At 71.8% G+C, this 24,434-nt stretch carries 22 protein-coding genes; 9 read left to right on the top strand and 13 right to left on the bottom strand.

Annotated features, from left to right (window positions below; all coding sequences use genetic code 11):
- Window positions 1-6 precede the first annotated feature (6 nt).
- Both DAI17_RS08235 and DAI17_RS08230 read left to right on the top strand, forming a co-directional pair.
- Window positions 7-468 carry a VOC family protein gene (locus DAI17_RS08235; protein WP_107772379.1) on the top strand — a complete coding sequence of 154 codons (462 nt, stop codon included), beginning with the start codon at window positions 7-9 and terminating at the stop codon, window positions 466-468.
- 185 nt (window positions 469-653) lie between these two features.
- Entirely contained in the window at window positions 654-3,083 is a 2,430-nt protein-coding gene (locus DAI17_RS08230; RefSeq protein WP_159081419.1) for a helix-turn-helix transcriptional regulator, read from the top strand.
- 38 nt (window positions 3,084-3,121) lie between these two features.
- Here the strand turns inward: DAI17_RS08230 and DAI17_RS08225 are convergent, their stop codons facing one another.
- From DAI17_RS08225 to DAI17_RS08215, 3 genes are all read right to left on the bottom strand, one after another.
- Window positions 3,122-4,927, bottom strand: coding sequence for a 3-hydroxyacyl-CoA dehydrogenase family protein (locus DAI17_RS08225; protein ID WP_107772377.1), 1,806 nt, complete (start codon window positions 4,925-4,927; stop codon window positions 3,122-3,124).
- A 78-nt stretch (window positions 4,928-5,005) separates the two neighbouring features.
- Entirely contained in the window at window positions 5,006-6,199 is a 1,194-nt protein-coding gene (locus DAI17_RS08220) for a cysteine desulfurase-like protein (RefSeq protein ID WP_234412362.1), read from the bottom strand.
- 28 nt (window positions 6,200-6,227) lie between these two features.
- Window positions 6,228-7,787, bottom strand: coding sequence for an alanine/glycine:cation symporter family protein (locus tag DAI17_RS08215; RefSeq protein ID WP_107772376.1), 1,560 nt, complete (start codon window positions 7,785-7,787; stop codon window positions 6,228-6,230).
- Between the two features lie 106 nt (window positions 7,788-7,893).
- On the opposite strand from DAI17_RS08215, the gene nucS reads away from it, so the two are divergent.
- Both nucS and DAI17_RS08205 read left to right on the top strand, forming a co-directional pair.
- Window positions 7,894-8,580, top strand: a complete 687-nt coding sequence (gene nucS / locus DAI17_RS08210; RefSeq protein ID WP_107772375.1) for an endonuclease NucS — start codon at window positions 7,894-7,896, stop codon at window positions 8,578-8,580.
- Between the two features lie 13 nt (window positions 8,581-8,593).
- A complete protein-coding gene (locus DAI17_RS08205) occupies window positions 8,594-8,941 on the top strand; it encodes a DUF952 domain-containing protein (RefSeq protein WP_107772374.1) in 348 nt (115 codons plus the stop codon).
- Here the strand turns inward: DAI17_RS08205 and DAI17_RS08200 are convergent.
- Both DAI17_RS08200 and DAI17_RS08195 read right to left on the bottom strand, forming a co-directional pair.
- Entirely contained in the window at window positions 8,901-9,116 is a 216-nt protein-coding gene (locus DAI17_RS08200; RefSeq protein ID WP_107772570.1) for a hypothetical protein, read from the bottom strand. The genes DAI17_RS08205 and DAI17_RS08200 overlap by 41 nt on opposite strands.
- 53 nt (window positions 9,117-9,169) lie before the next feature.
- Window positions 9,170-9,775, bottom strand: coding sequence for a histidine phosphatase family protein (locus tag DAI17_RS08195; protein WP_107772373.1), 606 nt, complete (start codon window positions 9,773-9,775; stop codon window positions 9,170-9,172).
- 44 nt (window positions 9,776-9,819) lie between these two features.
- Between DAI17_RS08195 and DAI17_RS08190 the strand changes: the two genes are divergently transcribed.
- Window positions 9,820-10,317, top strand: a complete 498-nt coding sequence (locus DAI17_RS08190) for a DUF427 domain-containing protein (protein WP_107772372.1) — start codon at window positions 9,820-9,822, stop codon at window positions 10,315-10,317.
- 9 nt (window positions 10,318-10,326) lie between these two features.
- On the opposite strand, the gene DAI17_RS08185 is transcribed toward DAI17_RS08190, so the two are convergent.
- Window positions 10,327-12,390, bottom strand: coding sequence for a protein meaA (locus DAI17_RS08185; RefSeq protein WP_107772371.1), 2,064 nt, complete (start codon window positions 12,388-12,390; stop codon window positions 10,327-10,329).
- A 67-nt stretch (window positions 12,391-12,457) separates the two neighbouring features.
- Entirely contained in the window at window positions 12,458-12,766 is a 309-nt protein-coding gene (locus tag DAI17_RS08180; RefSeq protein WP_107772370.1) for an STAS domain-containing protein, read from the bottom strand.
- Between the two features lie 203 nt (window positions 12,767-12,969).
- Between DAI17_RS08180 and DAI17_RS08175 the strand changes: the two genes are divergently transcribed.
- The 4 genes from DAI17_RS08175 (at window position 12,970) to DAI17_RS08160 (ending at window position 18,125) form a co-directional block, all read left to right on the top strand.
- Window positions 12,970-13,578, top strand: a complete 609-nt coding sequence (locus DAI17_RS08175; protein WP_107772369.1) for a cob(I)yrinic acid a,c-diamide adenosyltransferase — start codon at window positions 12,970-12,972, stop codon at window positions 13,576-13,578.
- Between the two features lie 55 nt (window positions 13,579-13,633).
- The gene (locus DAI17_RS08170; RefSeq protein ID WP_107772368.1) at window positions 13,634-16,789 is read left to right on the top strand and encodes a DEAD/DEAH box helicase; all 3,156 of its coding nucleotides are present in this window, start codon (window positions 13,634-13,636) and stop codon (window positions 16,787-16,789) included.
- Window positions 16,782-17,369: a GNAT family N-acetyltransferase gene (locus DAI17_RS08165; RefSeq protein WP_107772367.1), complete on the top strand. Its 588-nt coding sequence runs from the start codon at window positions 16,782-16,784 to the stop codon at window positions 17,367-17,369. Before DAI17_RS08170 ends, DAI17_RS08165 begins: the two co-directional genes overlap by 8 nt.
- 96 nt (window positions 17,370-17,465) lie before the next feature.
- A complete protein-coding gene (locus DAI17_RS08160; RefSeq protein ID WP_159081418.1) occupies window positions 17,466-18,125 on the top strand; it encodes a hypothetical protein in 660 nt (219 codons plus the stop codon).
- A gap of 9 nt (window positions 18,126-18,134) precedes the next feature.
- Here the strand turns inward: DAI17_RS08160 and DAI17_RS08155 are convergent, their stop codons facing one another.
- The 6 genes from DAI17_RS08155 to atpA all read right to left on the bottom strand — a co-directional run bounded on the left by DAI17_RS08155 (window position 18,135) and on the right by atpA (window position 24,387).
- Window positions 18,135-19,286 (bottom strand): MFS transporter, encoded by a 1,152-nt coding sequence (locus DAI17_RS08155; RefSeq protein WP_107772365.1) that lies wholly within the window; start codon window positions 19,284-19,286, stop codon window positions 18,135-18,137.
- 66 nt (window positions 19,287-19,352) lie between these two features.
- The gene (locus DAI17_RS08150; protein ID WP_107772364.1) at window positions 19,353-19,802 is read right to left on the bottom strand and encodes a DUF2550 domain-containing protein; all 450 of its coding nucleotides are present in this window, start codon (window positions 19,800-19,802) and stop codon (window positions 19,353-19,355) included.
- Between the two features lie 148 nt (window positions 19,803-19,950).
- On the bottom strand, window positions 19,951-20,355 hold the full coding sequence (locus DAI17_RS08145; RefSeq protein WP_107772363.1) for a F0F1 ATP synthase subunit epsilon: 405 nt from the start codon (window positions 20,353-20,355) through the stop codon (window positions 19,951-19,953).
- Window positions 20,355-21,809, bottom strand: coding sequence for a F0F1 ATP synthase subunit beta (gene atpD / locus DAI17_RS08140; RefSeq protein WP_107772362.1), 1,455 nt, complete (start codon window positions 21,807-21,809; stop codon window positions 20,355-20,357). The genes DAI17_RS08145 and atpD overlap by 1 nt, the downstream gene beginning before the upstream one ends.
- 2 nt (window positions 21,810-21,811) lie before the next feature.
- On the bottom strand, window positions 21,812-22,744 hold the full coding sequence (locus DAI17_RS08135) for a F0F1 ATP synthase subunit gamma (protein WP_107772361.1): 933 nt from the start codon (window positions 22,742-22,744) through the stop codon (window positions 21,812-21,814).
- Between the two features lie 2 nt (window positions 22,745-22,746).
- Window positions 22,747-24,387, bottom strand: coding sequence for a F0F1 ATP synthase subunit alpha (gene atpA / locus DAI17_RS08130; RefSeq protein WP_107772360.1), 1,641 nt, complete (start codon window positions 24,385-24,387; stop codon window positions 22,747-22,749).
- Window positions 24,388-24,434: the final 47 nt, after the last annotated feature.

The raw sequence follows: 24,434 nt of genomic DNA, 5'->3' as shown, positions 1-24,434 counted from the left end.
GGCTCCATGAGCCGGACGATCCAGCTGACGTACGACGCCCACGACCCGAGGCGGCTCGGGATGTTCTGGCGCGAGGCCCTGCACTACGCCGTCGACCCGCCGCCCGGCCACGAGATCGGCGACCCGGAGGAGACCGTGGCGGCCTGGCTGGACCTCCTGACGTCGATGGGCGTCCCGGAGGAGCAGCACAACGCGGCGTTCGCACTGGTGGACCCCGACGGCATCGGCCCCCGGGTCTTCTTCCAGCAGGTCCCCGAGCCCAAGACGGCCAAGAACCGGCTCCACCTCGACCTCCGCGCCGCGCCCGGCCTGGCCGGCGAGGAGCGGATGGAGGCGCTGGAGCGGGAGGGCGACCGGCTGGTCGCCCTCGGCGCCGTCCGGGTGCGCCGGGTCGAGCCGGACGGGGCGATGGACGCGGGCCACATCGTGATGAACGACCCCGAGGGCAACGAGTTCTGCCTGGACTGAGGACCTGCCGCAGCGGGCCACGACCTCCCCCGAGGTTTCCGTGACCCGCTGCCGGGACGGGCGGGTGGGCTGTCCCCTGTGCAGTCCACACGCCGTCTGCCGTGCCACAGCCTCTCGCGGCGGGTACGCGCCCGACATCCGTAGTCCTACGTAATCCGCGTCCCATCCCCGCTAGATTTCGGGGCGTGCTCACCCCATGTCTCGGTCGCGAGCAGACGCAGGAACGACTGGCGTCCGCGCTCGCCTCGTCGCGCTGGGTGAGCATCGTCGGACCTCCCGGCAGCGGCAAGACGCTGCTCGCCCGGCACGCGGCCGAGCAGGAGCAGAGCACCTGGGTCAACGCCCGCGGCCTCCGGCGTCCCGAGGACGTGCTCTCGGCCTGCCTCGACGCCCTGCGCGTGCAGCCGACGCCGGGCGACTCCCCCCAGGGCGCCCTGTGCCGGGCGGTGGACGGCGTCGACAGCCTGCTGGTGGTCGACGGGCTCGACGCCGACCCGGCAGCGCTCGGCCCGACGTTCCAGCACGTCGTCTCCTCCACGTCCGACGCCCGTCTCGCGATCACCTCGGTGACCATGGCGGGGCAGCCCGCCGAGCGGGTGGTGCGGGTGGGGCCCTTCTCCGTCCCCCGTCCCCACGAGCAGCTCACCGGCCCCGCGGTCGAGCTCTTCCTGCACCGGGTGGAGGCCGCCGGAGGCCATCCCGTCGACCTCGAGGCGCACGGCGACGACGTACGACGCCTCCTGCACGCCACCGGAGGCCTGCCGCTCCTCATCGAGCAGATCGCCGTGCAGATCGCGCTGGTCGGGGTGACCAACGTGGTCCCGACCGCCTCGCTGTCCGAGGCCGTGCACGGGTCCTACGAGCTGCTCGACGAGGAGCAGCAGCGCTGCTTCCGCCGCCTGGCGCACATGGGCTCACCCGTCTCCCTGGACGTCCTGGCCGAGATCGCCGGGGTCGACCGCGACCGGGCTGCCGCCCTCGCCTCCGGCCTCGTGCGGCGCAGCCTCGTCGAGGTGCTGCCCGACGGACGCTTCGACATGCTGACCCCCATCCGACGGCACGGCACGTTCCTGACCGCGTCGACCGACGACCGCGAGCAGGTGCAGCGCGCGCTGCTGCGGTGGGCTGACCGGGTGACGCCCGACGACCTCAACTCAGGTGCCGGCGACGCAACCTGGCTGGGTGACCTGCCGGTGATGCGGAGCACGATCACCGCCGCGTGCGACGACCCCGGCACCCGCCCGCTGGGCTACGCGATCGCCAACCGCGTCTTCTCCTCGCTCTACACCTCGATGAAGGCGCGCGAGGCCGTCGAGATCCTGGAGGCCGCCCTCGTCAGCGGGGACGGCCCGGCGGAGATCGGCGCGCAGGTCGCGCGCCGGGCCGGGATCGCCGCCTCGGAGGTGCGGGGCACCTACGAGGGGATGTGGCTCCTCGAGCGGGCCGACGAGCACGCGCACAGCGCCCCGGACCCGGAGGGAGAGCTGGCCAAGAACGCCTCGATCCGCGCCGAGATGCACCTCGACGCCGGCGCCCTCGTCCGGGCCCAGGCCGAGGCCGAGCGCGCCCTCGACCTCGGCGCCGCCGGTGGCGACGTACGCCGTCAGGTGCTGCGGACCCTCGCCGACGTGCACGTCTCCCGCGGGGACTTCCGCGCCGCGACGGCCGTCGCCGGCGACATCATCGCGGGCCGGGTCTCCGCCGAGGAGCGCTGGACCGTGCTCTCGGCCCGCACCCTGCTGGCCCGGGTCGCCCTCGAGGAGGGACGCCCCATCGAGGCGGCCTCGGCCGCCCGCGCGGTGGTGCACGACGCGCGCGAGGTCGCCGAGGACCGGGTGGCCCTGCTCGCCGAGATCCTGCTGCGCCACCTCGACGCCGACTACCGGCAGCAGGTCGTGGTGGACCGCGACACCCTGCCGTGGGCGGTGCGGATCCCGGTGCTCGCCCAGGACGCCCGCGACCTGCTGCGTTCGGGCGACCTCCCGCGGGCCGCCGGGCTGGCGGCCGACGTCGTGGTGCTGGCCGACAGCGCGGGACTGGGGCGCGACGCGGTGGAGGCCCGCCTGCTGCTGGGCCGCGCCCTGCTGGCCGCGGGCGACGAGGGGCAGGCCGCCTCGACGTTCCTGGCCGCCCTGGACCGCGCCGCGGCCATGCCGATGCCCCTGCGGGCCGCCGACGCCCTGGACGCGCTGGCCCACCTCGGCCACCGCCGTGGCCTGCGCGACGCACGGGACCTCGCGGCCGCCGCCGCGTCGCTGCGGGCGCCGCGGCACGCCGCCGCCTGGGGGTACGCCGCCGACACCCCCGTCCCGCCCGGGCGAGGCGTGCCGACGGGCTGGATCGCCGACGACGAGCTGACCCCGGACGGGGTCGAGGCCGCCGTGGCGCTCTTCACCGGCGCCGCCACCCACGGGACCGGGGGCGTGCTCGACCAGCTCACCACCGCCGAGCGGCAGGTCGCCGACCGGGTGGCGGCGGGGCTGACGAGCCGTCAGATCGCCGAGGAGCTGTTCGTCTCCCCGCGCACCGTCGACGCCCACCTGACGCACATCTACCGCAAGCTCGACATCAACACCCGGGCCCGGCTCGCCGCCCTGGTGGTCGACCACCGCTGACGGAGCGGCCACAGAGTCGGGGGGCGACGCCCGGAGGCTCAGCGCGCGCTGTAGTCGCGGAACCCGCGCTGCGTCTTGCGACCCAGGTAGCCGGCGGTGACGAGGTGCTCGAGCAGCGGCGCCGGCGCGAAGCCGGGCTCCCGGAACTCGAGGTAGAGCTCGCGCTGGATGGCCAGCGACACGTCGTTGCCGACCACGTCGAGCAGCTCGAAGGGACCCATCGGCAGCGCGCAGCCCTGCTTCATCGCGGTGTCGATGTCGTCGGCGGTGGCGTAGTGCGCCTCCAGCATCTTGACCGCGTCGTTGAGGTAGGGGAACAGCAGCGCGTTGACGATGAAGCCCGCGCGGTCGCCGCACGACACCGCCACCTTGCCGACCTTGTCGCACAGCGCGCGGACCGTCTCGGCCACCGCGTCGTCGGTGGCGACCGTCGAGACCACCTCGACCAGCTTCATCACCGGCGCGGGGTTGAAGAAGTGCATGCCGATGACGTCCTGCGGCCGCGAGGTCGCGCGGGCCAGCGAGATGATCGGCAGGCTGGAGGTGGTGGTGGCCAGGATGGTGCCGGGCTTGCAGATCTCGTCGAGGTTCTCGAAGAGCGTGGTCTTGATGGCGAGGTCCTCGGCGATGGCCTCGACCACGATCTCGACACGCGACAGGTCGTCGAGCGAGGTGGTGCCGGTCAGCCGGCCGAGCACCTCGGCCTTCTGCTCCTCGGTGGCCCGGCCACGCTGGATCTGCTTGTCGAAGCTGCGGGTGATGGTCGCCAGCACCCCGTCGACCTTGTCCTGCGAGCGGCCGACGTAGAGGACGTCGTACCCGCTCTTGGCGAACACCTCGACGATGCCGGCGGCCATCGTGCCGGTGCCCACGACGCCGACGGTGCGGATGTCGTGCCGCAGCTCGGGGCGGTCGTCGGCGGACGGGGTCTTGTCGTCGGGCACGACGACCGGGCTGTCCTCGCGCTCGTAGGTGTAGAAGCCGCGGCCGGTCTTGCGACCGAGCAGCCCCGCGGTGACCATCTGCTTGAGGATCGGGGCGGGCGCGTGCAGCCGGTCGCGGCCCTGGCGGTACATCGTCTCGAGGATCTCGTACGCCGTGTCGAGGCCGATCAGATCGAGCAGGGCCAGCGGACCCATCGGGTAGCCGCAGCCGAAGCGCATCGCGGCGTCGATGTCCTCGCGGGTGGCGTACTTGCCCTCGTACATCGAGACCGCGTGGTTGAGGTAGCCGAAGAGCAGCGTGTTGGCGATGAAGCCCGCCTTGTCGCCGCAGACGACCGGGTTCTTGCCGAGCCGGGCGACCAGCGCCTGGACGTCGGCGAGGACTGCCGGCTCGGTCACCACCGTGCGCACGATCTCGACGAGGTTCTGGACGGGCGCGGGGTTGAAGAAGTGCAGCCCGACGACCCGGCCCGGACGGCTGTTGGCCGTGGAGATCTCGGTGACCGGCAGCGAGGAGGTGTTGGTGGCCAGGATCGCGTCCGGGGCGACGATGTCGTCGAGCCGGCGGAAGAGGTCCTTCTTGACCTCCAGCGACTCCACGACCGCCTCGACCACGAAGTCGGCGTCGGCCAGCGCGGAGAGGTCGGTGGCGAAGCTGATCCGGCCGAGGATCTCGGCCTGCTGCTCCTCGCTCATCTTGCCGCGCGAGACCGCGCGCCCGGTCGAGTGCGCGAGGTGCCCGCGGCCGCGGTCCACCGCCTCGTCGGTGAGCTCGATGCCGATCACCGTGAAGCCGTTGCGGGCGAACACCTCGGCGATGCCCGCGCCCATCGTGCCGAGGCCGATGACCCCGATCGTCTCGAAGGTGCGGGGGGTGCGCTCGGTCACTGCTGTCGTCATGCCCCGCATGATGACACGGGCACCCCTCCTGTGAACTCGTCGGTAACCGACGGCTCACCACTCGGTCTGAGACCTACGTCACTCCCCCGCGACGTCGCGCAGCCCGGCCAGCAGCCGGTCGACCTCGTCGCCCGTCGTGTAGGCCCCCAGCCCGATCCGCACGCCGCCCCCGTCGCCCAGCCCGGCGTGCCGGGACGCCTCGAGCGCGTAGAAGCTGCCCGCCGGCGCCACGACGCCCCGGTCGGCGAGCCGTCGGCTCACCTCGACCGGGTCCAGGCCGTCCACGGTCACCAGGACCGTCGGCGTACGACGCTGCGGCCGGCCGTGGACGACGACCCGGTCGATGCCCGCCAGGCCCTCGAGCAGCCGCGCCAGGAGCTCCGCCTCGTGCCGCTCCACGGCAGCCATCCCCCACGACTCCGTGAACTCCACCGCGGCGGTCACCCCGGCCAGCAGCTCGTAGGGCAGCGTGCCGAGCTCGAACCGCTCGGGCACCGCGTCGCTGGAGGGCAGCAGCTTGTCGGGGCGCAGCCGCTCCAGCAGCGCGGGATCAGCGACCAGGGCGCCGAGGTGCGGGCCGAAGAACTTGTACGGCGAGCAGACCAGCAGGTCAGCGCCCAGGGCACCCAGGTCGACCGGGGCGTGGGCCGCGAGGTGCACGGCGTCGACGTGCACGAGGGCGCCGACCTCGTGGGCCGCGGCCGCGAGCGCCGCCACGTCCGGTCGGGTGCCGAGGAGGTTGGAGGCGGCCGTCACCGCCACCAGCCGGGTCCGATCGGTCAGGAGGGGCTCCACGTCGTCGAGCTCCGCGGTGACCGGGTCGAAGCCGAGCCGGCGGACGGTCGCCCCCGCCCGCTCGGCGGCGACCACCCAGGGCCGGATGTTGGCGTCGTGGTCGAGGCGGGAGACGACCACCTCGTCGCCCGGTCCCCAGTCCTGCGCGAGCGTGCGCGCCGTGTCGAAGGTGAGCGCGGTCATCGAGCGTCCGAAGACCACCCCGCGCGCGTCGGGGAGGCCGACGAGCCGGGCGATCGCCGCCCGGGCGTCGAGCGTGGTCCGGTCCGCGAGCGCACCCTGGGCGGTCGGGCCCCCGCGCTGGCACAGGCCTGCGCGCAGCGTGTCCGCCACGGCGTCGGTCACTACCGCCGGCACCAGCGAGCCGCCCGGCCCGTCGAAGCGGGCCAGGCCCGGGTCGAGACCGGGGAAGGCCCGTCGCAGGTCGTCCACGTCGTACGCGGTCGTGCTCTCCACCATGTCGTCCACATCGGTCACGGACGGCATGCTCGCACGCGCCCCGGCGTCACGTGGTGGCGCGCTCCTCCACCGGCACCTCCTCGATCGACCCGTCGGCGAGACCGGCGCGGAAGCTGCGCAGCTCCTCGCGCACCTTCGGCAGCAGGATGTAGCAGGCCAGCAGGTTGACGATCGCGCACACGAACAGCATCGCGTCGGCGAACCCGAGCACCGAGTCGAAGGTCAGCACGGTGCCGATGACGGTGAACACGCAGAAGAAGACCTTGAACGCCAGCTCGCTGCGCTCGGACCGCCCGAACATCGTCGTCCACGCCTTCATCGAGTAGTAGGCCCACGTGATGAGCGTGGAGAACGCGAACAGGGCGACCGCGATGGCCAGGATCACCGGGAACTGCGGCAGGAACGTCTCGAACGCGCGAGAGGTGACGACGACCCCGTCCGGCGCAGCCCCACCGCCCTGCACGGTCTCCTGCGCGTCGTTCCAGTAGGCGGTGTCGGCGATCACGATGGTCAGGGCCGTCGCCGTGCACACCACGACCGTGTCGATGAAGGGCTCCAGGAGCGCGACGAACCCCTCGCTGACGGGGTGCTTGGTCTTCACCGCCGCGTGGGCCGTGGGCGCGGACCCGACACCGGCCTCGTTGGAGAACGCGGCGCGCTGGAAGCCGATGATCAGCACGCCGATGACCCCGCCCGCGACGCCCTCGGGGTTGAACGCGCCGCTGATGATCGTGGCCACCGCCGCGGGGACGTTCACGATGTTGCCGGCGATGACGAGGAAGCACGCGAACAGGTAGAGGAGCGCCATCGCTGGCACGAGGCGCGAGGTGACCCTGGCGATCGAGGTGATCCCGCCGAGGATGACGAGGCCGACGCCGAGGGCGAGCACGATGCCGAAGACCAGCGCGGACCCCGACGAACCGAGGTAGCCGTCCTCGCCGCCCGTGACCTCGCGCGCCTGGGCGAACGTCTGGTTGGCCTGGAACATGTTGCCGCCCACCGCCCCGAAGAGGAACAGGGCTGCGGCGAAGACCAGGGTCAACGCCCTGGAGATCCCCGAGCCGAAGCGTTCGAAGGCGACCGGCAGGTAGCGGAAGGCGCCGCCCGTGACGCTGCCGTCCTCGTGCACCTCCCGGTACTTCACACCCAGCGTGCACTCGACGAACTTGGTGCACATGCCGAGCAGGCCCGCCACGATCATCCAGAACGTGGCGCCTGCGCCGCCGATGGTGACCGCGACGCCGACGCCCGCGATGTTGCCCAGCCCGACCGTGCCGGACACGGCCGACGACAACGCCTGGAAGTGGGTGACCTCGCCGGGGTCGCTCGCGCGGGAGTACTTGCCGCGCACGAGGTGCAGGGAGGTCCGGAAGCCGGTGAACTGGATGCCGCGGAAGTAGACCGTGAAGACTGCCGCGGCGAGGACCAGCCAGAAGACGATGAGCGGCACCTCCACGCCGAAGAGGTTCGGCGAGTAGAAGATGACGTTCTGGACGGCGGTGGATATCGGCTCGAAGGCACCGTTGATGGCTGCCTCGACGTCGGACAACCACCCCCAGGTCTCGGCTTGCTCGGCGGTCTGGACGGCGGCGTTGGGGGGGCGCATCGTCCTACTCAACTGGACTAGTCCAGCAGATGTCCACCCCTCCGGGTGAAAGTAGCCGGACGGCTGACGTGGAGCGCGCACCGGGCTGGAGGTAGGTTGCCTGCCCGTGAGGATCGTCGTTGCGCGCTGCCAGGTCGACTACGCCGGGCGGCTGACCGCCCACCTGCCGATGGCCACCAGGGTGCTGATGATCAAGGCCGACGGGTCCGTGCTCGTCCACTCCGACGGCGGCTCCTACAAGCCGCTCAACTGGATGTCGCCCCCGTGCACCTTCCGCGAGGGCACCACCGAGGACGGCCAGCCGGAGTGGACGGTGACCGCGGCCAAGACCGACGACACCCTGCGCATCCTCATCGAGGAGGTGCACTCCGACTCCCACCACGAGCTCGGCGTCGACCCCGGTCTGCAGAAGGACGGCGTCGAGAAGCACCTCCAGGAGCTGCTCGCCGAGCACCCCGCCTCCCTCGACGAGGGCCTCACGCTGGTCCGGCGCGAGTTCATGACCGCCATCGGGCCGGTCGACCTGATGTGCCGGGACGCCGAGGGGCTCAGCGTCGCCGTGGAGATCAAGCGGCGCGGCGAGATCGACGGCGTCGAGCAGCTGACGCGCTACCTCGACCTGCTCAACCGCGACCCCGCGCTCACCCGCAAGGGAGCGGTGCGGGGCATCTTCGCCGCCCAGGAGATCAAGCCGCAGGCGCGCGTGCTGGCCACCGACCGGGGCATCGCCTGCGCGCTCGTCGACTACGACGCGCTGCGTGGCATGGACGACTCCGAGCACCGGCTGTTCTGAGGCCGGCCCTGCGATGACGGAGCAGATCTTCCACGTGGCCACCGCGGCCGACTGGGAGGCAGCGGTCCGCCACGGCGCCTACGCCACCTCCACCCGGGGGCGGACGCTCGCCGAGGAGGGCTTCATCCACGCCTCCCGGCGCGAGCAGGTGCAGCCCGTCCTCGAGCGCTGGTACGCCGACCTCGACGAGCCGCTGGTGCTCCTCGTCATCGACCCGGACCGACTCGCCGCCGAGGTGCGAGTGGAGGCGGTGGGGGACGACACCTACCCGCACGTCTACGGACCGATCGAGCCCACGGCCGTCGTCGACGTGCAGCCGATCAGGCGGCCAGCTCCTTGCCGGCCTTCTTCTTCACCTTGACCAGCTTGCGCTTCTTGACGGTGTAGCCGTCGGGGAGGGTGCCCTCCTGGAGCATCCGGATCGGGCAGCGGCCGCACCGCGACTTGGAGACGCAGCACTCCTTCTTGGGCAGCTTGGCGACCTTGCCGGCCTTGGCTGCCTTCTTGCCCTTGTCCTTGGACTTCGACTTGCCCATGCGGAGCACCCTACAGGGAGATGAGGGCAGCCTTACCTATCCTCATTGACTTCTCAGCCAGTGGTCATCTTCCCCACAGCCCGCCAGCCGTCCGCGTCGCCCTCCAGCGCGACGTACCCGCCGCCGAGCAGCGCGAGGTCGTACGCCGTCGCGCGCGGCGTCCCGAGCAGGGTCGGCACCGTGGCCATCGTCGTCCCCCCGTGGCCCACCACCAGCACGGCCTCGCCGCGGTGGGTGTCGCGGACCTCCTCGAGCACCTCGACGACCCGGGCGACGGTCGCCGCCACGGCCTCGCCGCCGGGGACGGTGGCGCCGTCGTCACCCTCCACCCACCGCTGGAACACCGGGCCCACGACCGCAGCCTCGTCGGCGTCCGTGCCCGCCAGCGCCCCGACGGCGTACTCGCGCAGGCCCTCGCGCACGACCACGTCGACACCCAGGACGCCCGCCGCGATCTCGGCGGTCTGCACCGCGCGGGACATCGGGCTGCACCACACCCGGGCGATGCGCTCGCCGCGCAACCGCTCCCCCAGCTCCCGCGACTGCGCCCGGCCGGCGGCGCTCAGCCAGCCGCCGTGGTCGGTGACGAGGGACGTCTCGTAGGCGGCGTCGCCGTGCCGGGCCAGGAAGAGACGGGTGGGGCACTGCAGGTCGCTCATCCGCACACGCTAGACCGCGACCGGGCCGCCCGTAGGTTGGCGGCATGCGCCGACCCACCCCGGAGGTCCCCGGCCCGGGCCAGGAGTCCGTCTGGGACTACCCGCGCCCGCCGCGCGTCGAGCCGACCCCGGAGACCGTGGAGGTCCACCTCGGCGGCACGGTCGTCGCACGCACCACCGCCGCGCTGCGGGTCCTCGAGACGAGCCACCCGCCGGCCTACTACCTCCCCCGGGACGCCTTCGCGCCTGGCGTGCTGCGCCCGGTCGACGGCACGACGTACTGCGAGTGGAAGGGCGTGGCGACCTACTTCGACCTCGTCACGCCGGACGCGACCGCCCATCGGGCGGCCTGGACGTACCCCGACCCGACGCACGGGTTCGAAGCCATCCGCGAGCACCTGTCGGTGATGCCCGCCCTCGTCGACGCCTGCCTGGTGGACGGCGAGGTCGTCCGCGCGCAGGAGGGCGGGTTCTACGGTGGCTGGATCACCGACCGGGTGGTGGGCCCGTTCAAGGGCGGTCCCGGCAGCCACGGCTGGTGAGCGCTCGCCTCAGTCGAGGTCGTGGGCGCGCCGGATGACGTCGACGATGCCGCCCATGATCGCCGTCAGCCCGAAGTCCTTGGGCGTGTAGACCGCCGCGACGCCCATCTCGACGAGCCTGCGGCCGTCGGACTCGGGGATGATCCCGCCGACGATCACCGGCACGTCCTCGAGGCCGGCCTCGCGCAGCCCGTCCAGCACGTCGGGCACGAGCTCCATGTGCGAGCCGGACAGGATCGAGAGCCCGACGCAGTGCACGTCCTCGGCGACCGCGGCCGCCACGATCTGCTCCGGGGTCAGCCGGATGCCCTGGTAGACCACCTCGAAGCCCGCGTCCCGCGCCCGTACGGCGACCTGCTCGGCGCCGTTGGAGTGCCCGTCGAGGCCGGGCTTGCCCACGAGCAGCCGCAGTCGGCCTCCGAGCTCCTCGCCCGTCGTACGGACCCGCTCGCGCACCGCGGCGAGCTCGGCGCCCGCCTCGGCCACGCCGACGACCCCGTTGACGCCCGTCGGGGCGCGGAACTCCCCGAACACCTCGCGCAGGGTGCCGGCCCACTCCCCCGTCGTCGCGCCGGCCCGGGCGGCGGCCAGGGTCGCGTGCATCAGGTTGGTGTCGCTCTTGGCGTCGGCGGCCAGCCGGGCGAGCGCCTCGGCCACCGCGGCCTCGTCACGCTGCGCCTTCCACGCCGCGACCGAGTCGAGCGCCGACTGCTCGGCCGCGGGGTCGGCGGCCATGATCGCCTCGTCGAGGTTGGCCGTCAGCGGCGAGGGCTCGGTGGTGTCGAACTTGTTGACGCCGACGATGATCTCGTCGCCGGCCTCGATGCGGGCGCGGCGGGCGGCGTGGGCGCTGACCAGCGCCTGCTTCATGTAGCCCGACTCGACCGCGGCGATCGCGCCTCCGATCGCCTGGACCCGGTCGATCTCGGCCTTGGCGCCGGCGACGAGCTCGGCGACCTTGGCCTCGATCACGTGGGAGCCGTCGAAGATGTCGTCGTACTCCAGGAGGTCGGACTCGAAGGCCAGCACCTGCTGCAGCCGCAGCGACCACTGCTGGTCCCAGGGCCGCGGGAGGCCGAGGGCCTCGTTCCACGCCGGGAGCTGCACGGCGCGCGCCCGGGCGTTCTTGGAGAGCGTCACCCCCAGCATCTCCAGCACGATGCGCTGGACGTTGTTCTCCGGCTGGGCCTCGGTCAGGCCGAGGGAGTTGACCTGCACGCCGTAGCGGAAGCGCCGCATCTTCTCGTCCTGCACGTGGTAGCGCTCGCGGGTGATCTCGTCCCACAGCTGGACGAAGGCCCGCATCTTGCAGGTCTCCTCGATGAAGCGCACGCCCGCGTTGACGAAGAAGGAGATGCGGCCCACGACCTTCTCGAAGTCGGCCTCGTCGACCTGCCCGGAGGCCTTGACCTGGTCGAGGACCGCGATCGCGGTGCACAGCGCATAGGCGAGCTCCTGGGTCGGCGTGGCGCCGGCCTCCTGCAAGTGGTAGCTGCAGATGTTGATCGGGTTCCACTTGGGGATCTCGTGGACCGTGTAGGCGATCATGTCGCTGATCAGGCGCAGGGAGTGCTCGGGCGGGAAGACGTAGGTCCCGCGCGACAGGTACTCCTTGATGATGTCGTTCTGCGTCGTGCCGGCGAGCTGGTGCGCGACGGCGCTGCGCTCCTCCGGGCTGGACTCGGCCGTCAGGCCGTTCTGCTCCTCCGCGGTGACCTGGTAGAGCGCCAGCAGCCACATCGCGGTGGCGTTGATGGTCATCGAGGTGTTCATCCCGGTCAGCGGGATCTCGTCGAAGAGCTTGCGCATCTCGCCCAGGTGCGGCACCGGGACGCCGACCTTGCCGACCTCGCCGCGCGACAGCGGGCTGTCGGGGTCGTAGCCGGTCTGCGTCGGCAGGTCGAAGGCGACGCTCAGGCCGGTCTGGCCCTTGGCCAGGTTGGTCCGGTAGAGCGCGTTGGACGCCGCGGCGGTGGAGTGGCCGGCGTACGTCCGCATCACCCACGGCCGGTCCTTGGTGGGACGTGCGTCCTGCGGAGCGGCCGACGGGACCTGGGCCTGCGTCTCGTTCATGGGGTCAATGTAGGCCCGCGGTTACCGGCGAGTCACCGGCTGGAGATGTGAGCAACCCCACCCGGGTTCAAGCGGTGGCGGCGGTCCGCTCGACCTCGATGGCCCGGGCCAACCGGCTCAGGTGCATCATGCGGCGGACCGTGGGACCACAGTTGCGGACGGTCAGGTGGTGCCCGGTCAGCCATGCCTGGCGGGTGGCGACGGCGAGCACCCGCAGGGCGGTGACGTCGACGTTGTCGACGTCGCCCAGGTCGATGACGATGTCCTCCTCGACCCCCTCGAGGAGCTCGTAGATCGCTGCCCGGACCTCCCACGTGCTGCGCACGTCGAAGTCACCGTGCAACATCAGGACCGGTCCGTCCGTGGTGATGTCCATCGGTGCCTCCCCCTCTGTCAGTGCCCCCCGGCACTCCCAGACTGTGACGTGCCACTCACTATGACGCAGTTGTACCCCATGAGGTTGCAGACATGCCCTCTCTTTTCATCTGGCGGGATCCACCCGGGCGGGATGTCGTGGGTGGGATGCCGCGGGCGGGACACACCCGGCGAGGCCGCGGGACGGCTCGCTAGGGTCGGCGCATGGTCAACCTCACCCGGATCTACACCCGCACCGGCGACGCCGGCACCACCCGCCTCGGCGACATGAGCGAGACCTCCAAGACCGACACCCGGCTGCAGGCGTACGCCGACGTCGACGAGGCCGGCGCACACCTCGGGCTCGCCCTGTCCCTCGGCGACCTCGACGCCGACGTCGTCGCGGTCCTGACCCACGTGCAGAACGACCTCTTCGACGTGGGCGCCGACTTCTGCACCCCGGTCGTCCCCGACCCGGAGTTCCCGCCGCTGCGGGTCGAGCAGGACTACGTCGATCGGCTCGAGGCCTGGTGCGACCACTACAACGAGCAGCTGCCCAACCTGCGCTCCTTCATCCTCAACGGCGGGACCCCCGGTGCCGCGCACCTGCACGTCGCGCGCACCGTCGTACGGCGTGCGGAGCGGTCTGCCTGGACGGCATGGGGTGAGCACGCGGAGTCGATGAACCGGCTCGCGATCACCTACCTCAACCGGCTCTCGGACCTGCTGTTCATCCTGGCCCGGCACGCCAACCGGGAGCAGGGCGACGTGCTGTGGGTGCCGGGTGGCGAGCGCGGCACCGGTCGAACGGGCTCCGACGAGGGCGACGCCTGACCGCTGTGGACGACCGCTGGGCGATGTCGGCGGTCGGTGCCACGATGACCGGGACATGGAGATCCGTGACGCGCTGACCGACGACTACCTGGCCCGGTTCTACGACCGCGGCACCTTGTCGCGCGCCCGCGACTACGTCGACGACGTCTCCGCGCTGGAGGCGCTCCACGAGACCTCCAGCAGCCTGACCGCGACCGCCGAGGTCCGGGGCGGCGCCCCCGTGCCCTACGACGTGCAGTTCCACGCGGAGGTCAACGAGGCCTCCGACTGGGTCTTCAGCGCCTGCTCGTGTCCCGTCGCGCGCATGTGCAAGCACGGCGCCGCCGTCGCGTTGCGCCTGCGCGGGGCGGGTCCTGCCCCTCCCGACGACCAGTGGCGACAGCGGCTGGCCCGCCTCAGCGGCGAGCTCGACAGGCGGGCCCGGTCCACCCTGACCGGGACCCCCCTCGCCCTCGAGGTCTCGCGCCGCCCGGCCAACCGCTGGTCGCGCGGGACGCCGGGCGACTTCGCGCTCCGTCCCCTCCGTCCGGGCGCCCGGCGCGGGTGGGTGCGCAGCGGGGCCGAGTGGACCGACCTGACCGGGCCGGTGGCGTCGAGCCGGTTCGTCCCCGCGCAGGCCGAGGCGCTCCAGGCGCTGCGTCGCGGACTCAGCGCCCAGCACGCCTACCTGGTGTCCGGGGCGGCGCCGATGCTCGAGGACTACGGCGAGCGGCTCGTGCCCGCGGTGCGGGCGGCGGTGGCCGCCGGCGTCGTGCTGCTGCCCGGCACGGGCGTCACGTCCGTCGCGGTGAGCACCGGTCCGGCGCGGGTCGCGGCCGACCTGCGGCGGGGTGACGACGGCTCCACGTTCGAGGTCTTCGCCGAGGTCGACGGCCGGCGGTGGCGGGGCGACCGGGTCACGCCCGTGGGCCGGCCGGTCACGTCCCTCGTGCTGGTCGAGGGCGACGACGTGCTGCTCGCCGAGCTGACCGAGCCGCTGGGCGACGGGATGGTCGAGCTGCTGCTCGGGCCACCGGTGGTCGCGGCCGCGGACGACGTCGACTCCTTCCTCGAGGCCCTGGCGCCGCTGGCGCGGCACGTGGAGATCGTCTCGTCCGACGAATCCCTGGACGTTCCCGCTCCCCCGCGACCCCGGCTGCTGGTGACCGTCACGTGGCACTCCTCGACGCTCGCCGGACTGCGGTGGGAGTGGTCCTACGACGAGGTCCGGTGCGACGTCTCGGCGCCCGACCCGCTGGGCGGCGTGCGTGACCTCGGCGCCGAGGACGCCATCCTCGCCACGGTCCCCGACCACCTGAGACGAGTCCCCACCCTCGGCGGCGGCGATGCGCTGTCGCTCGCGCTGCACGACCTCCCGCACCTGCGCGGCCTCCCTGACGTCACCGTGCTGGAGGAGGAGCCGCCCGACTTCCGGGAGGCGACCGGCGCCCCGGAGATCGCGTTCACGCTGGCCGACGAGCAGCCCGACCACACCGACTGGCTAGACCTCGAGGTCCTCGTCACCATCGACGGCGAGCAGGTCCCGCTGCCCGACGTGCTCGCGGCCCTGACCCGCGGCGACGAGTTCCTCGTCCTCCCCAGCGGCCTCTACGTCGCGCTCGACCGTCCCGAGCTCGCCCGGCTGCACGAGGTGGTGGCCGCGGCCGCCCAGCTGCGCGAGCGCGACGGCGACCGGATCAGCGTCGGCACCTCCGACCTGGGTGTGTGGGCCGAGCTCACCGAGCTCGGGATCGTGGACGCCCAGGCGGCCACCTGGACCGATCGCGCCGTCGCCCTCCGCGACCTCACCGAGGTCCCCCAACCGCAGCCGGTCGGCCTGGCCACCCCGCTGCGGCCCTACCAGCTCGAGGGCTTCTGGTGGTTGGCCTTCCTCCACCAGCACGGCCTCGGCGGGGTCCTGGCCGACGACATGGGCCTGGGCAAGACGCTCCAGGTGCTGGCGCTCGTGCAGCACGCGATCCTCCGCACCGGCGCCGAGGACCCCTTCCTGGTGGTCGCCCCGACCAGCGTGGTGACCGCGTGGCGCCAGCAGGCCGCCACGCACGCTCCCGGCCTGAGGGTCGGCGTGGTGGCGCGGCGCACCGACGACGTCGCCGCCGTCGCGCGGGACAACGACGTCGTGGTGACGACCTATGCGCTGCTCCGGCTCGAGCGCGGCCAGTTCACCGCCCGGCGCTGGAGCGGGCTGGTGCTCGACGAGGCCCAGCAGGTCAAGAACCACCAGGGCAAGACCTACGCCGCCGCCCGGGCCGTCGACGCCGACTTCCGCCTGGCCGTGACCGGCACTCCGTTCGAGAACCGGCTGATGGAGCTGTGGTCGCTGCTCTCGATCACGGCTCCCGGCCTCTACCCCACGCCGCGGCGCTTCCGCGACGTCGTGGTCGGGCCGGTGGAGAAGGTCGGCGACCAGGCCGCGCTGGACCGCTTCCGCCGGCGCATCCGGCCGTTCCTGCTGCGGCGCACCAAGGAGCTCGTCGCCGCCGAGCTGCCGCCCAAGCAGGAGCAGGTGCTCGAGGTCGAGCTCGCCCCCCGCCACCGCAAGATCTACGACACCCACCTGGCCCGCGAGCGCCAGAAGATCCTCGGGCTGCTCGAGGAGGACTTCGACCGCAACCGCGTCGCGATCTTCAGCGCGCTGACCCGGCTCCGCCAGCTCGCGCTGGACCCGGCGCTCGTCGACCCCGACCACGACCACGTCGGCTCGGCCAAGGTCGACCTGCTCGCCGAGCACCTCGCTGAGGTCACCGCGGAGGGGCACCAGGCGCTCGTGTTCAGCACCTTCACCTCGTTCCTCGGACGCGTGCGGGACCGCCTCACGGCCGACGGCATCCCCACCGTCCAGCTCGACGGCAGCACCCGTGACCGCGAGGCCGTCATAGCGGCGTTCCGCGCGGCCGAGGCGCCCGTCTTCCTGATCAGCCTCAAGGCCGGCGGGGTCGGGCTGACGCTCACCGAGGCCGACTACGTCTACGTGCTCGACCCGTGGTGGAACCCCGCCGCGGAGGCCCAGGCGGTCGACCGGGCCCACCGCATCGGCCAGGACAAGCACGTGCACGTCTACCGGCTCGTGGCCGCCGACACCATCGAGGAGAAGGTGATGGCCCTCAAGGCCCGCAAGGCCGAGCTGTTCGCGCGGGTGGTCGACGGCGGTGGCGCCTCGACCCGGGGCATCACCGCCGAGGACGTCCGGGGGTTGTTCGACGATGACTGACACCGCCACGTGGGCCACCCACCCGGTCACGGCCGACCGCTTCGAAGACTTCGCCGACGTGATCAACCCCCATCGCCGCAGCACCCACTGCTGGTGCCTGTCCCACCGGTTGCGCGTCCGGGAGATCGAGGAGCTCGGCCACGGGTCGCGGGAGGACGCCGCCCGGGCGTTGGCGGCGGGCTCGACGTCCTTCGGAGTGGTGACCTACCGCGATGACGTGCCCGTCGGTTGGTGCCACGTCGCACCGCGGGCCGACATCCCGCGGCTCGTGGCGTCCCGGCTCATCCGGCCGGTCGACGACGTGGCCGTCTGGAGCATCATCTGCGTCGTGGTCCGGGGCGGACACCGCAAGCAGGGCGTGACCCGTCACCTCCTCGAGGGCGCCGTCGCGTACGCCGCCTCGCAGGGCGCCCCGGCCGTCGAGGCCTACCCGGTGGACCCGGACGGCCGGATGGACACCACGATGGCGTTCGTCGGCACCCGGGCGATGTTCGCGCGGTGCGGCTTCGAGGTGGTCGGGCAGACCGACGCCGTGGCCAGCAGGATGCCGCGGCTCGTCATGCGCCGGACGCTGGGCTGACCCCATCGTCGCCGAGCCGGGACGAGCCGGGACGCGCTGCGTGTTTGACCCCTTCGAGGGATGTCCGGGGCGAAGCGCCCGCCCTACCGTCGGGACATGGCGACGACGTCCCCACGGGCCGAGGGATCGCTGCGACTCGCGGCGCTGGCGCTCTGGCTGTTGCCTCTCTACGCGCTGCTCCTGGCACTGAGCACCCTGACCCACGAGCCCGACCACGCCGAGGACTTCGAAGCATGGTCCCGCTACGTGACCACCGACATCTTCGTGGTCAGCCACCTGGGCGCCAGCATCCTCGGCGCCGGCCTGGGTCTCGTCGGGACCGTCGGCGCCCTGGTGCTCATGCTGCGAGGCCCCGCGGGTGGGCAGGCGCTCGTCGCGACCGCCCTCACGATCATCGGCAACACCATGTTCGTGAGCATGTTCGCCGCCGCGGCCTACGCGCAGCCCGCGATCGGTCGCGCGTTCCTCAACGGCGTCCCTGCCGCCGAGGGCATGTACGACGACGTCTACGGCGCGCCGTTCCTGACCGCGTTCGCAGTCGGGGCGCTCACCTACGCAGCCGGGGCGCTGCTCGTCGGCCGGGCCCTCGCGCGCACGTCCCCGTCGTTGCGGTGGGCCGGCTGGACATACGGCGCGGCGCTGGTCGTGTTCCTGGTGGCCGGGTTCACCGTGTCGTTCCTGCAGCCGGTCGCGGGTGCCGTCGCGAGCGCCGCCGCGGTGGTGGTCGCGCGTCGCCTCCCCGCCGCGACCGCGTGAGCCCCGTCCTCAGACGAACGCCGGCTTGCGCGCCGCAGGGACGGCGAGCGCTGCGGGCACGAGCAGCACGGCCACCACGAGCAACGCGTCGAGGGTGCCGGCCTGGTCCCCGACGAAGCCGAGCAGCGGCGGCCCGGCGAGGAAGGCGGCATACCCGATCGTCGAGACCACGCTGACCCGCGCCGCGGCCCGGTTCGGGTCGTCCGCGGCGGCGCTCATGCCGACCGGGAAGCCGAGCGAGGCCCCCGCGCCCCAGAGCACGATGCCGAGCACGACCAGTGCCGGGTGGCCGCCGAGCACGATGAGCAGCACGCCGACCGCCGCCGCGGCCATGGTCGACCAGAGGACCGCGGAGCGTCCCCACCGGTCGAGGAGGTGCGTGCCGGCGAACCGGCAGGCGGTCATCGCGGCGACGAAGATCCCGAAGCCCGCCACACCGACGGCGTGGGAGACGTCGTACCCGTCCACGAGCGCGACGGCGAGCCAGTCGTTGGCCGTCCCCTCGGTCATGGCGAGCGCCAGCACCATCACCCCGATGAGCAGCGTGCGGGGTTCGAGCCAGGCGCGGGCGGCCGACGTGCGCTCCTCCCCCTCGACGTGCGGGACGGGGAGGAAGGACCGCGCGCCCCGCCAGACGAGCACGCCCGAGAGCACCACCACCGACCCCAGGTGGGCCGAGGCCGGTACGTCGAGCGCGACCAGGCCCGCCCCGGCCAGGGCGCCGACGACCGTGCCGAGGCTGAAGCCGGCGTGGAACCGGGGCATGACGGTGCGCCCCAGGTGGCGCTCCACCTCGGCGCCCTCCACGTTCATCGCCACGTCCCAGACGCCGATGCCGACGCCGTAGACGAGCAGGGCGGCGCCGGTGAGGGGCAGGGAGTCACCGAGGGCGACCCCGGCCGTCCCGAGCCCCACCACGGCCGCGACCGCCCCAGCCCGCAGCACCCGCACCGTGCCCCAGCGGCCGATCGCTGCCCCGGTCGTCGGCAGGGCGACCAGCGAGCCGACCGCGATGGTGAGCAGGAGCAGGCCCAGCGCGCCGTTGCTCAGGTCGAAGCCCTCGCGGGCACCGGGGATCCGCGAGACCCAGCTGGCGAAGCAGAGACCGTTGAGGACGAAGGCCAGCCCGACGGCGTTGCGGGCGGCGGTCAGCTGGGGCACGGCGCACTCCTGGCAGGGACAGGTCAGGGGACGACCTGGGACGACGAGGTGGACGACGGCGTGAGGTCAGCCGCGGTTGCGGTCCCAGTCGGCGCCGGGCGGGCCGGCCTCGATCCATGCCTGGAAGCCGGTCAACGAGCCCTCGCTCATGGCGATCTCGAACGGGCCGTCGGGAGTCGAGCAGCACACCACGACGTGGCCGGCGTACAGCGACATCTCCTCCGCCCCGACGAGGTCCCGCCGGCCGGAGTAGGTCATGTGCTGGCGCGACCAGCTCATCCTCGGCCGAGGCGACAGGGAGAAGATGCGGAACCACTCCAGGGTGTCGCCGCTGTACCGCCCCAGCCCCAGCAGCCACCCGCGTCCGGGATGGGCGGTGCGCATGCGGTAGCTGAGCTCGAAGGTGCCTCCGTTGCGGGCGATCCACCGGCGCCGGACGATGAGCGCGACGCCGTACAGCAGCGGCAGGACCAGCAGGACGCCCGCGAGCTCGAGCAGCCACTGCCACAACGGCATCCAAAGCCTCCCTGGTGCTGCAGACAGGGCACCCGCCGACGCCGAGGAGCTGCGCCGGGTGCCACCACGAAATGCAGTGAGCGCACGGACCGGTCGGTCCGTGCGCTCACCCTAGCGCCAGCCTCTCGGCTGCTCTGCGTCAGTGGCGTCAGGACGCCCGCTCCACGGCCCGGACACGGGCCTCGGCGCGGCGGACCGCTTCCTGGGCGGCGTCGTCGTCCTCGCCGCTGGACTTGGCGCGCTCGAGCTCCTGGCGTGCCTTCTCCAGGTCGATCTCGTGCGACATCTCCGCGTGCTCGGACAGGATCGAGACCCGGTTGTTGGCCACGGACAGGAAGCCGGCGTCCACGGCCGCGACCCACGTCTCGCCGTCCGGGGTCTGCACGTCGACGACACCCTCGATGATCACCGAGAGCATCGGGGCGTGCCCGGGCAGGATGCCCACGTCGCCCTCGGTCGTGCGCGCGATGACCATGCTGGCCTCGCCCGACCAGACCAACCTGTCCGCAGCGACGAGCTCCACCTGGAGGGGCTGGGTCGTGTGCTCGGCCATCAGAGGGACTTCTGGATCTCAGCCCACTTGGCCTCGACGTCGTCGAGTCCACCGCACATGAAGAACGCCTGCTCGGCGACGTGGTCGTACTCGCCGTCCGCGATCTTGTTGAACGCCTCGATGGTGTCGGCCACGGGCACCGTCGAGCCCTCGATGCCGGTGAACTGCTTGGCCACGTAGGTGTTCTGCGAGAGGAAGCGCTGGATGCGGCGCGCCCGGGACACGATGATCTTGTCCTCCTCGGAGAGCTCGTCGACACCGAGGATCGCGATGATGTCCTGGAGCTCCTTGTTGCGCTGCAGGATCTGCTTGATCCGGACCGCACACCGGTAGTGGTCCTCGCCGATGTACTGCGGGTCGAGGATCCGGGAGGTCGACGTCAGCGGGTCCACCGCAGGGTAGATGCCGAGCGAGGCGATCTCGCGGGAGAGCTCCGTGGTGGCGTCGAGGTGGGCGAACGTGGTCGCCGGAGCCGGGTCGGTGTAGTCGTCGGCCGGCACGTAGATCGCCTGCAGCGAGGTGATCGAGTGACCACGCGTCGAGGTGATGCGCTCCTGGAGCTGGCCCATCTCGTCGGCGAGGTTGGGCTGGTATCCCACGGCCGAGGGCATGCGGCCCAGCAGCGTGGAGACCTCGGAGCCCGCCTGGGTGAAGCGGAAGATGTTGTCGATGAAGAGCAGCACGTCCTGCTTCTGCACGTCGCGGAAGTACTCCGCCATCGTCAGGGCCGACAGCGCGACGCGCAGGCGGGTGCCCGGCGGCTCGTCCATCTGGCCGAAGACGAGGGCCGTCTGGCCGATGACGCCGGCCTCCTCCATCTCGACGATGAGGTCGTTGCCCTCGCGGGTGCGCTCGCCGACACCGGCGAACACCGACACACCACCGTGGTCCTTGGCGACACGGGCGATCATCTCCTGGATGAGCACCGTCTTGCCGACACCCGCACCGCCGAACAGGCCGATCTTGCCGCCCTGCACGTAGGGGGTCAGCAGGTCGATGACCTTGATGCCCGTCTCGAACATCTGGGTCTTGGACTCCAGCTGGTCGAACGCCGGCGCCTTGCGGTGGATGCCCCACCGCTCCTTGACGTCCAGCGTCTCGCCCTCGGCGAGGTTGAGGCAGTCACCGGTCGTGTTGAACACCTTGCCGAGCGTCACGTCGCCGACGGGGACGGTGATGGATGACCCGGTGTCGGTCACCTGGCCACCACGGACGAGGCCGTCGGTGGGCTTCATGGAGATGGCGCGGACCATGCCGTCACCGATGTGCTGCGCGACCTCGAGGATGATCGAGTTCTTCTCGCCACCCAGCTCGAACTCGCAGGTCAGCGCGTTGTAGATGGGCGGCATCTGGTCGGACGGGAACTCGATGTCCACGACCGGGCCGATGACGCGGGCGATGCGACCGACCGAGCCGCCGGCCTGGTGGGTCGTCTCTTCAACAGTGGCAGTCATGTTCACTCACTCCCGGCTTGTGCGTCGGCAAGGGCGTTGACGCCACCGACGATCTCGCTGATTTCCTGGGTAATGCCAGCCTGGCGGGCCTGGTTGGCGATGCGCTTGTACTTCTTGATGAGCTCGTCGGCGTTGTCCGTCGCGGACTTCATCGCCTTCTGGCGGGCGGCCAGCTCGGAGGCGGCCGCCTGCAGCAGGGCGAAGAAGATCCGGCTCTGGACGTAGCGCGGGAGCAGGGAGTCGAGGACCTCGGACGGCGAGGGCTCGAACTCGTAGAGCGGCAGCAGGTCCTCCTCGGAGGGCTTCTCCTCGCCCTCGACGACCTCCAGCGGCAGCAGGCGCACGGCCTGGGGCTCCTGGCTCAGCATCGAGCGGAACCGCGTGTAGACCACGTGGACCTCGTCGACGCCCGGGGCGGTGCCCTGCTCGGGCTCCTCCCCGGTCTCGTTGAGGAACGCCGAGATCAGCGTGGCGCCGATGTCGCTGGCGACGTCGTACGTCGGCTGGTCGGAGAAGCCGGTCCACGACTGCACCACGGGGCGCTGCCGGAACTTGAAGTAGGCCTCGCCCTTGCGGCCGGAGATGTAGACGTCGACCTCCTTGCCCTCCTCCTTGAGCTTCTCGATGAGCCGCTCCGCCTCCTTGATGACGTTGGAGGAGTAGGCACCCGCGAGACCCCGGTCGGAGGTGACGATCAGGACCGCCGCCTTCTTGGGGTCCTCGGGCTCCACCGTCAGCGCGTGGTCGACGTTGGAGAAGGTCGCGACGGCCGAGACCGCACGGGTGAGCTCGCGGGCGTACGGCGCGGCCGACTGGGCCCGCTGCTGCGCCTTGATGATGCGGGACGCGGCAATGAGCTCCATGGCGCGCGTGATCTTCTTCATCGACTCCGTCGACCTGATCCGCGCGCGGTACTCACGTACCGAGAGAGCCATCGTCAGCTCCGCTTCTGCTTGACGATCTGCTCCTGCTCGACGTCCTCGTCCTCCAGGGCGACGTGCTCCTCGTGACCAGCCTTGATGCTCTGGCCGTCGGAGGTCTCGAACTGGTCGAGGAAGGAGTCGTAGGCCTTCTCTAGCTCGGACTCGGTGGAGTCCTCGAACTTCAGCGACTCGCGGATGCCGGCGAGGATGCCCTCGTGGCTGCGACGCAGGTAGTCCAGGAACTCGTTCTCGAAGCGCAGCACGTCGTCGGTCGGGACCTTGTCCAGGCGACCGGTGGTGCCCGTCCACAGGGACACGGTCATCTCCTCGACCGGGTACGGCGAGTACTGCGGCTGCTTGAGCAGGGCCATCAGGCGCTGGCCGCGGTCGAGCTGCTGGCGCGATGCCGCGTCGAGGTCCGAGGCGAACATCGCGAAGGCCTCCATGGCGCGGAACTGCGCCAGGTCGACCTTGAGCGAGCCGGTGACGGCCTTCATCGCCTTCGTCATCGCCGAGCCACCCACTCGCGAGACCGAGACACCCACGTCGATGGCGGGGCGCTGGTTGGCCGCGAACAGGTCGGACTGCAGGAAGATCTGGCCGTCGGTGATGGAGATGACGTTGGTCGGGATGAACGCCGAGACGTCGTTGGCCTTGGTCTCGATGATCGGCAGGCCGGTCATCGAGCCCTTGCCCATCTCGTCGGACAGCTTCGCGCAGCGCTCCAGCAGGCGGGAGTGCAGGTAGAAGACGTCACCCGGGTAGGCCTCACGACCCGGCGGGCGGCGCAGCAGCAGCGACACGGCGCGGTAGGCCTCGGCCTGCTTGGTCAGGTCGTCGAAGACGATCAGGACGTGCTTGCCGTCGTACATCCAGTGCTGGCCGATGGCCGAGCCGGTGTAGGGGGCGAGGTACTTGAAGCCGGCCGAGTCCGACGCCGGGGACGCCACGATGGTGGTGTACTCCAGCGCGCCGGCCTCCTCGAGGGCGCCACGCACCGAGGCGATGGTCGAGCCCTTCTGACCGATCGCGACGTAGATGCAGCGGACCTGCTTGTCCGGGTCGCCGGACTCCCAGTTGGCCTTCTGGTTGATGATCGTGTCGATGGCGATCGTGGTCTTGCCGGTCGCACGGTCACCGATGATCAGCTGGCGCTGGCCGCGGCCGATCGGGGTCAGGGCGTCGATGGCCTTGATGCCGGTGGCGAGCGGCTCGTGCACCGACTTGCGCACCATCACGCCCGGCGCCTGGAGCTCCAGGGCGCGACGCTCGTCCGACGCGATCTCGCCGAGGCCGTCGATCGGGGTGCCGAGCGGGTCGACCACGCGGCCGAGGTAACCCTCGCCCACGGGGACCGAGAGGATCTCGCCCGTACGACGCACGGACTGGCCCTCCTCGATCTTGTCGAAGTCACCGAGGACCACGACGCCGATCTCGCGGGTGTCGAGGTTGAGCGCGATGCCCAGCGTGCCGTCCTCGAACTCGAGCAGCTCGTTGGCCATCACCGAGGGCAGGCCGCTGACGCGGGCGATGCCGTCCGCCGCCTCGGCGACGGTGCCGACCTCTTCCTTGCTGGCCGACTCAGGCTTGTAGTCGGACACGAAGCGCTGCAGCGCGTCCCGGATCTCGTCCGGACGGATCGAAAGCTCCGTCATCTGTCTTCCTTACTCTCGTCTGCTCGAAAAGTTCTTGAGGGAGGTGG

The sequence above is a fragment of the Nocardioides sediminis genome (assembly GCF_003047295.1).
GTDB classification, from domain to species: Bacteria; Actinomycetota; Actinomycetes; order Propionibacteriales; family Nocardioidaceae; genus Nocardioides; species Nocardioides sediminis.
This window is presented reverse-complemented; position numbering and strand designations above follow the sequence as displayed.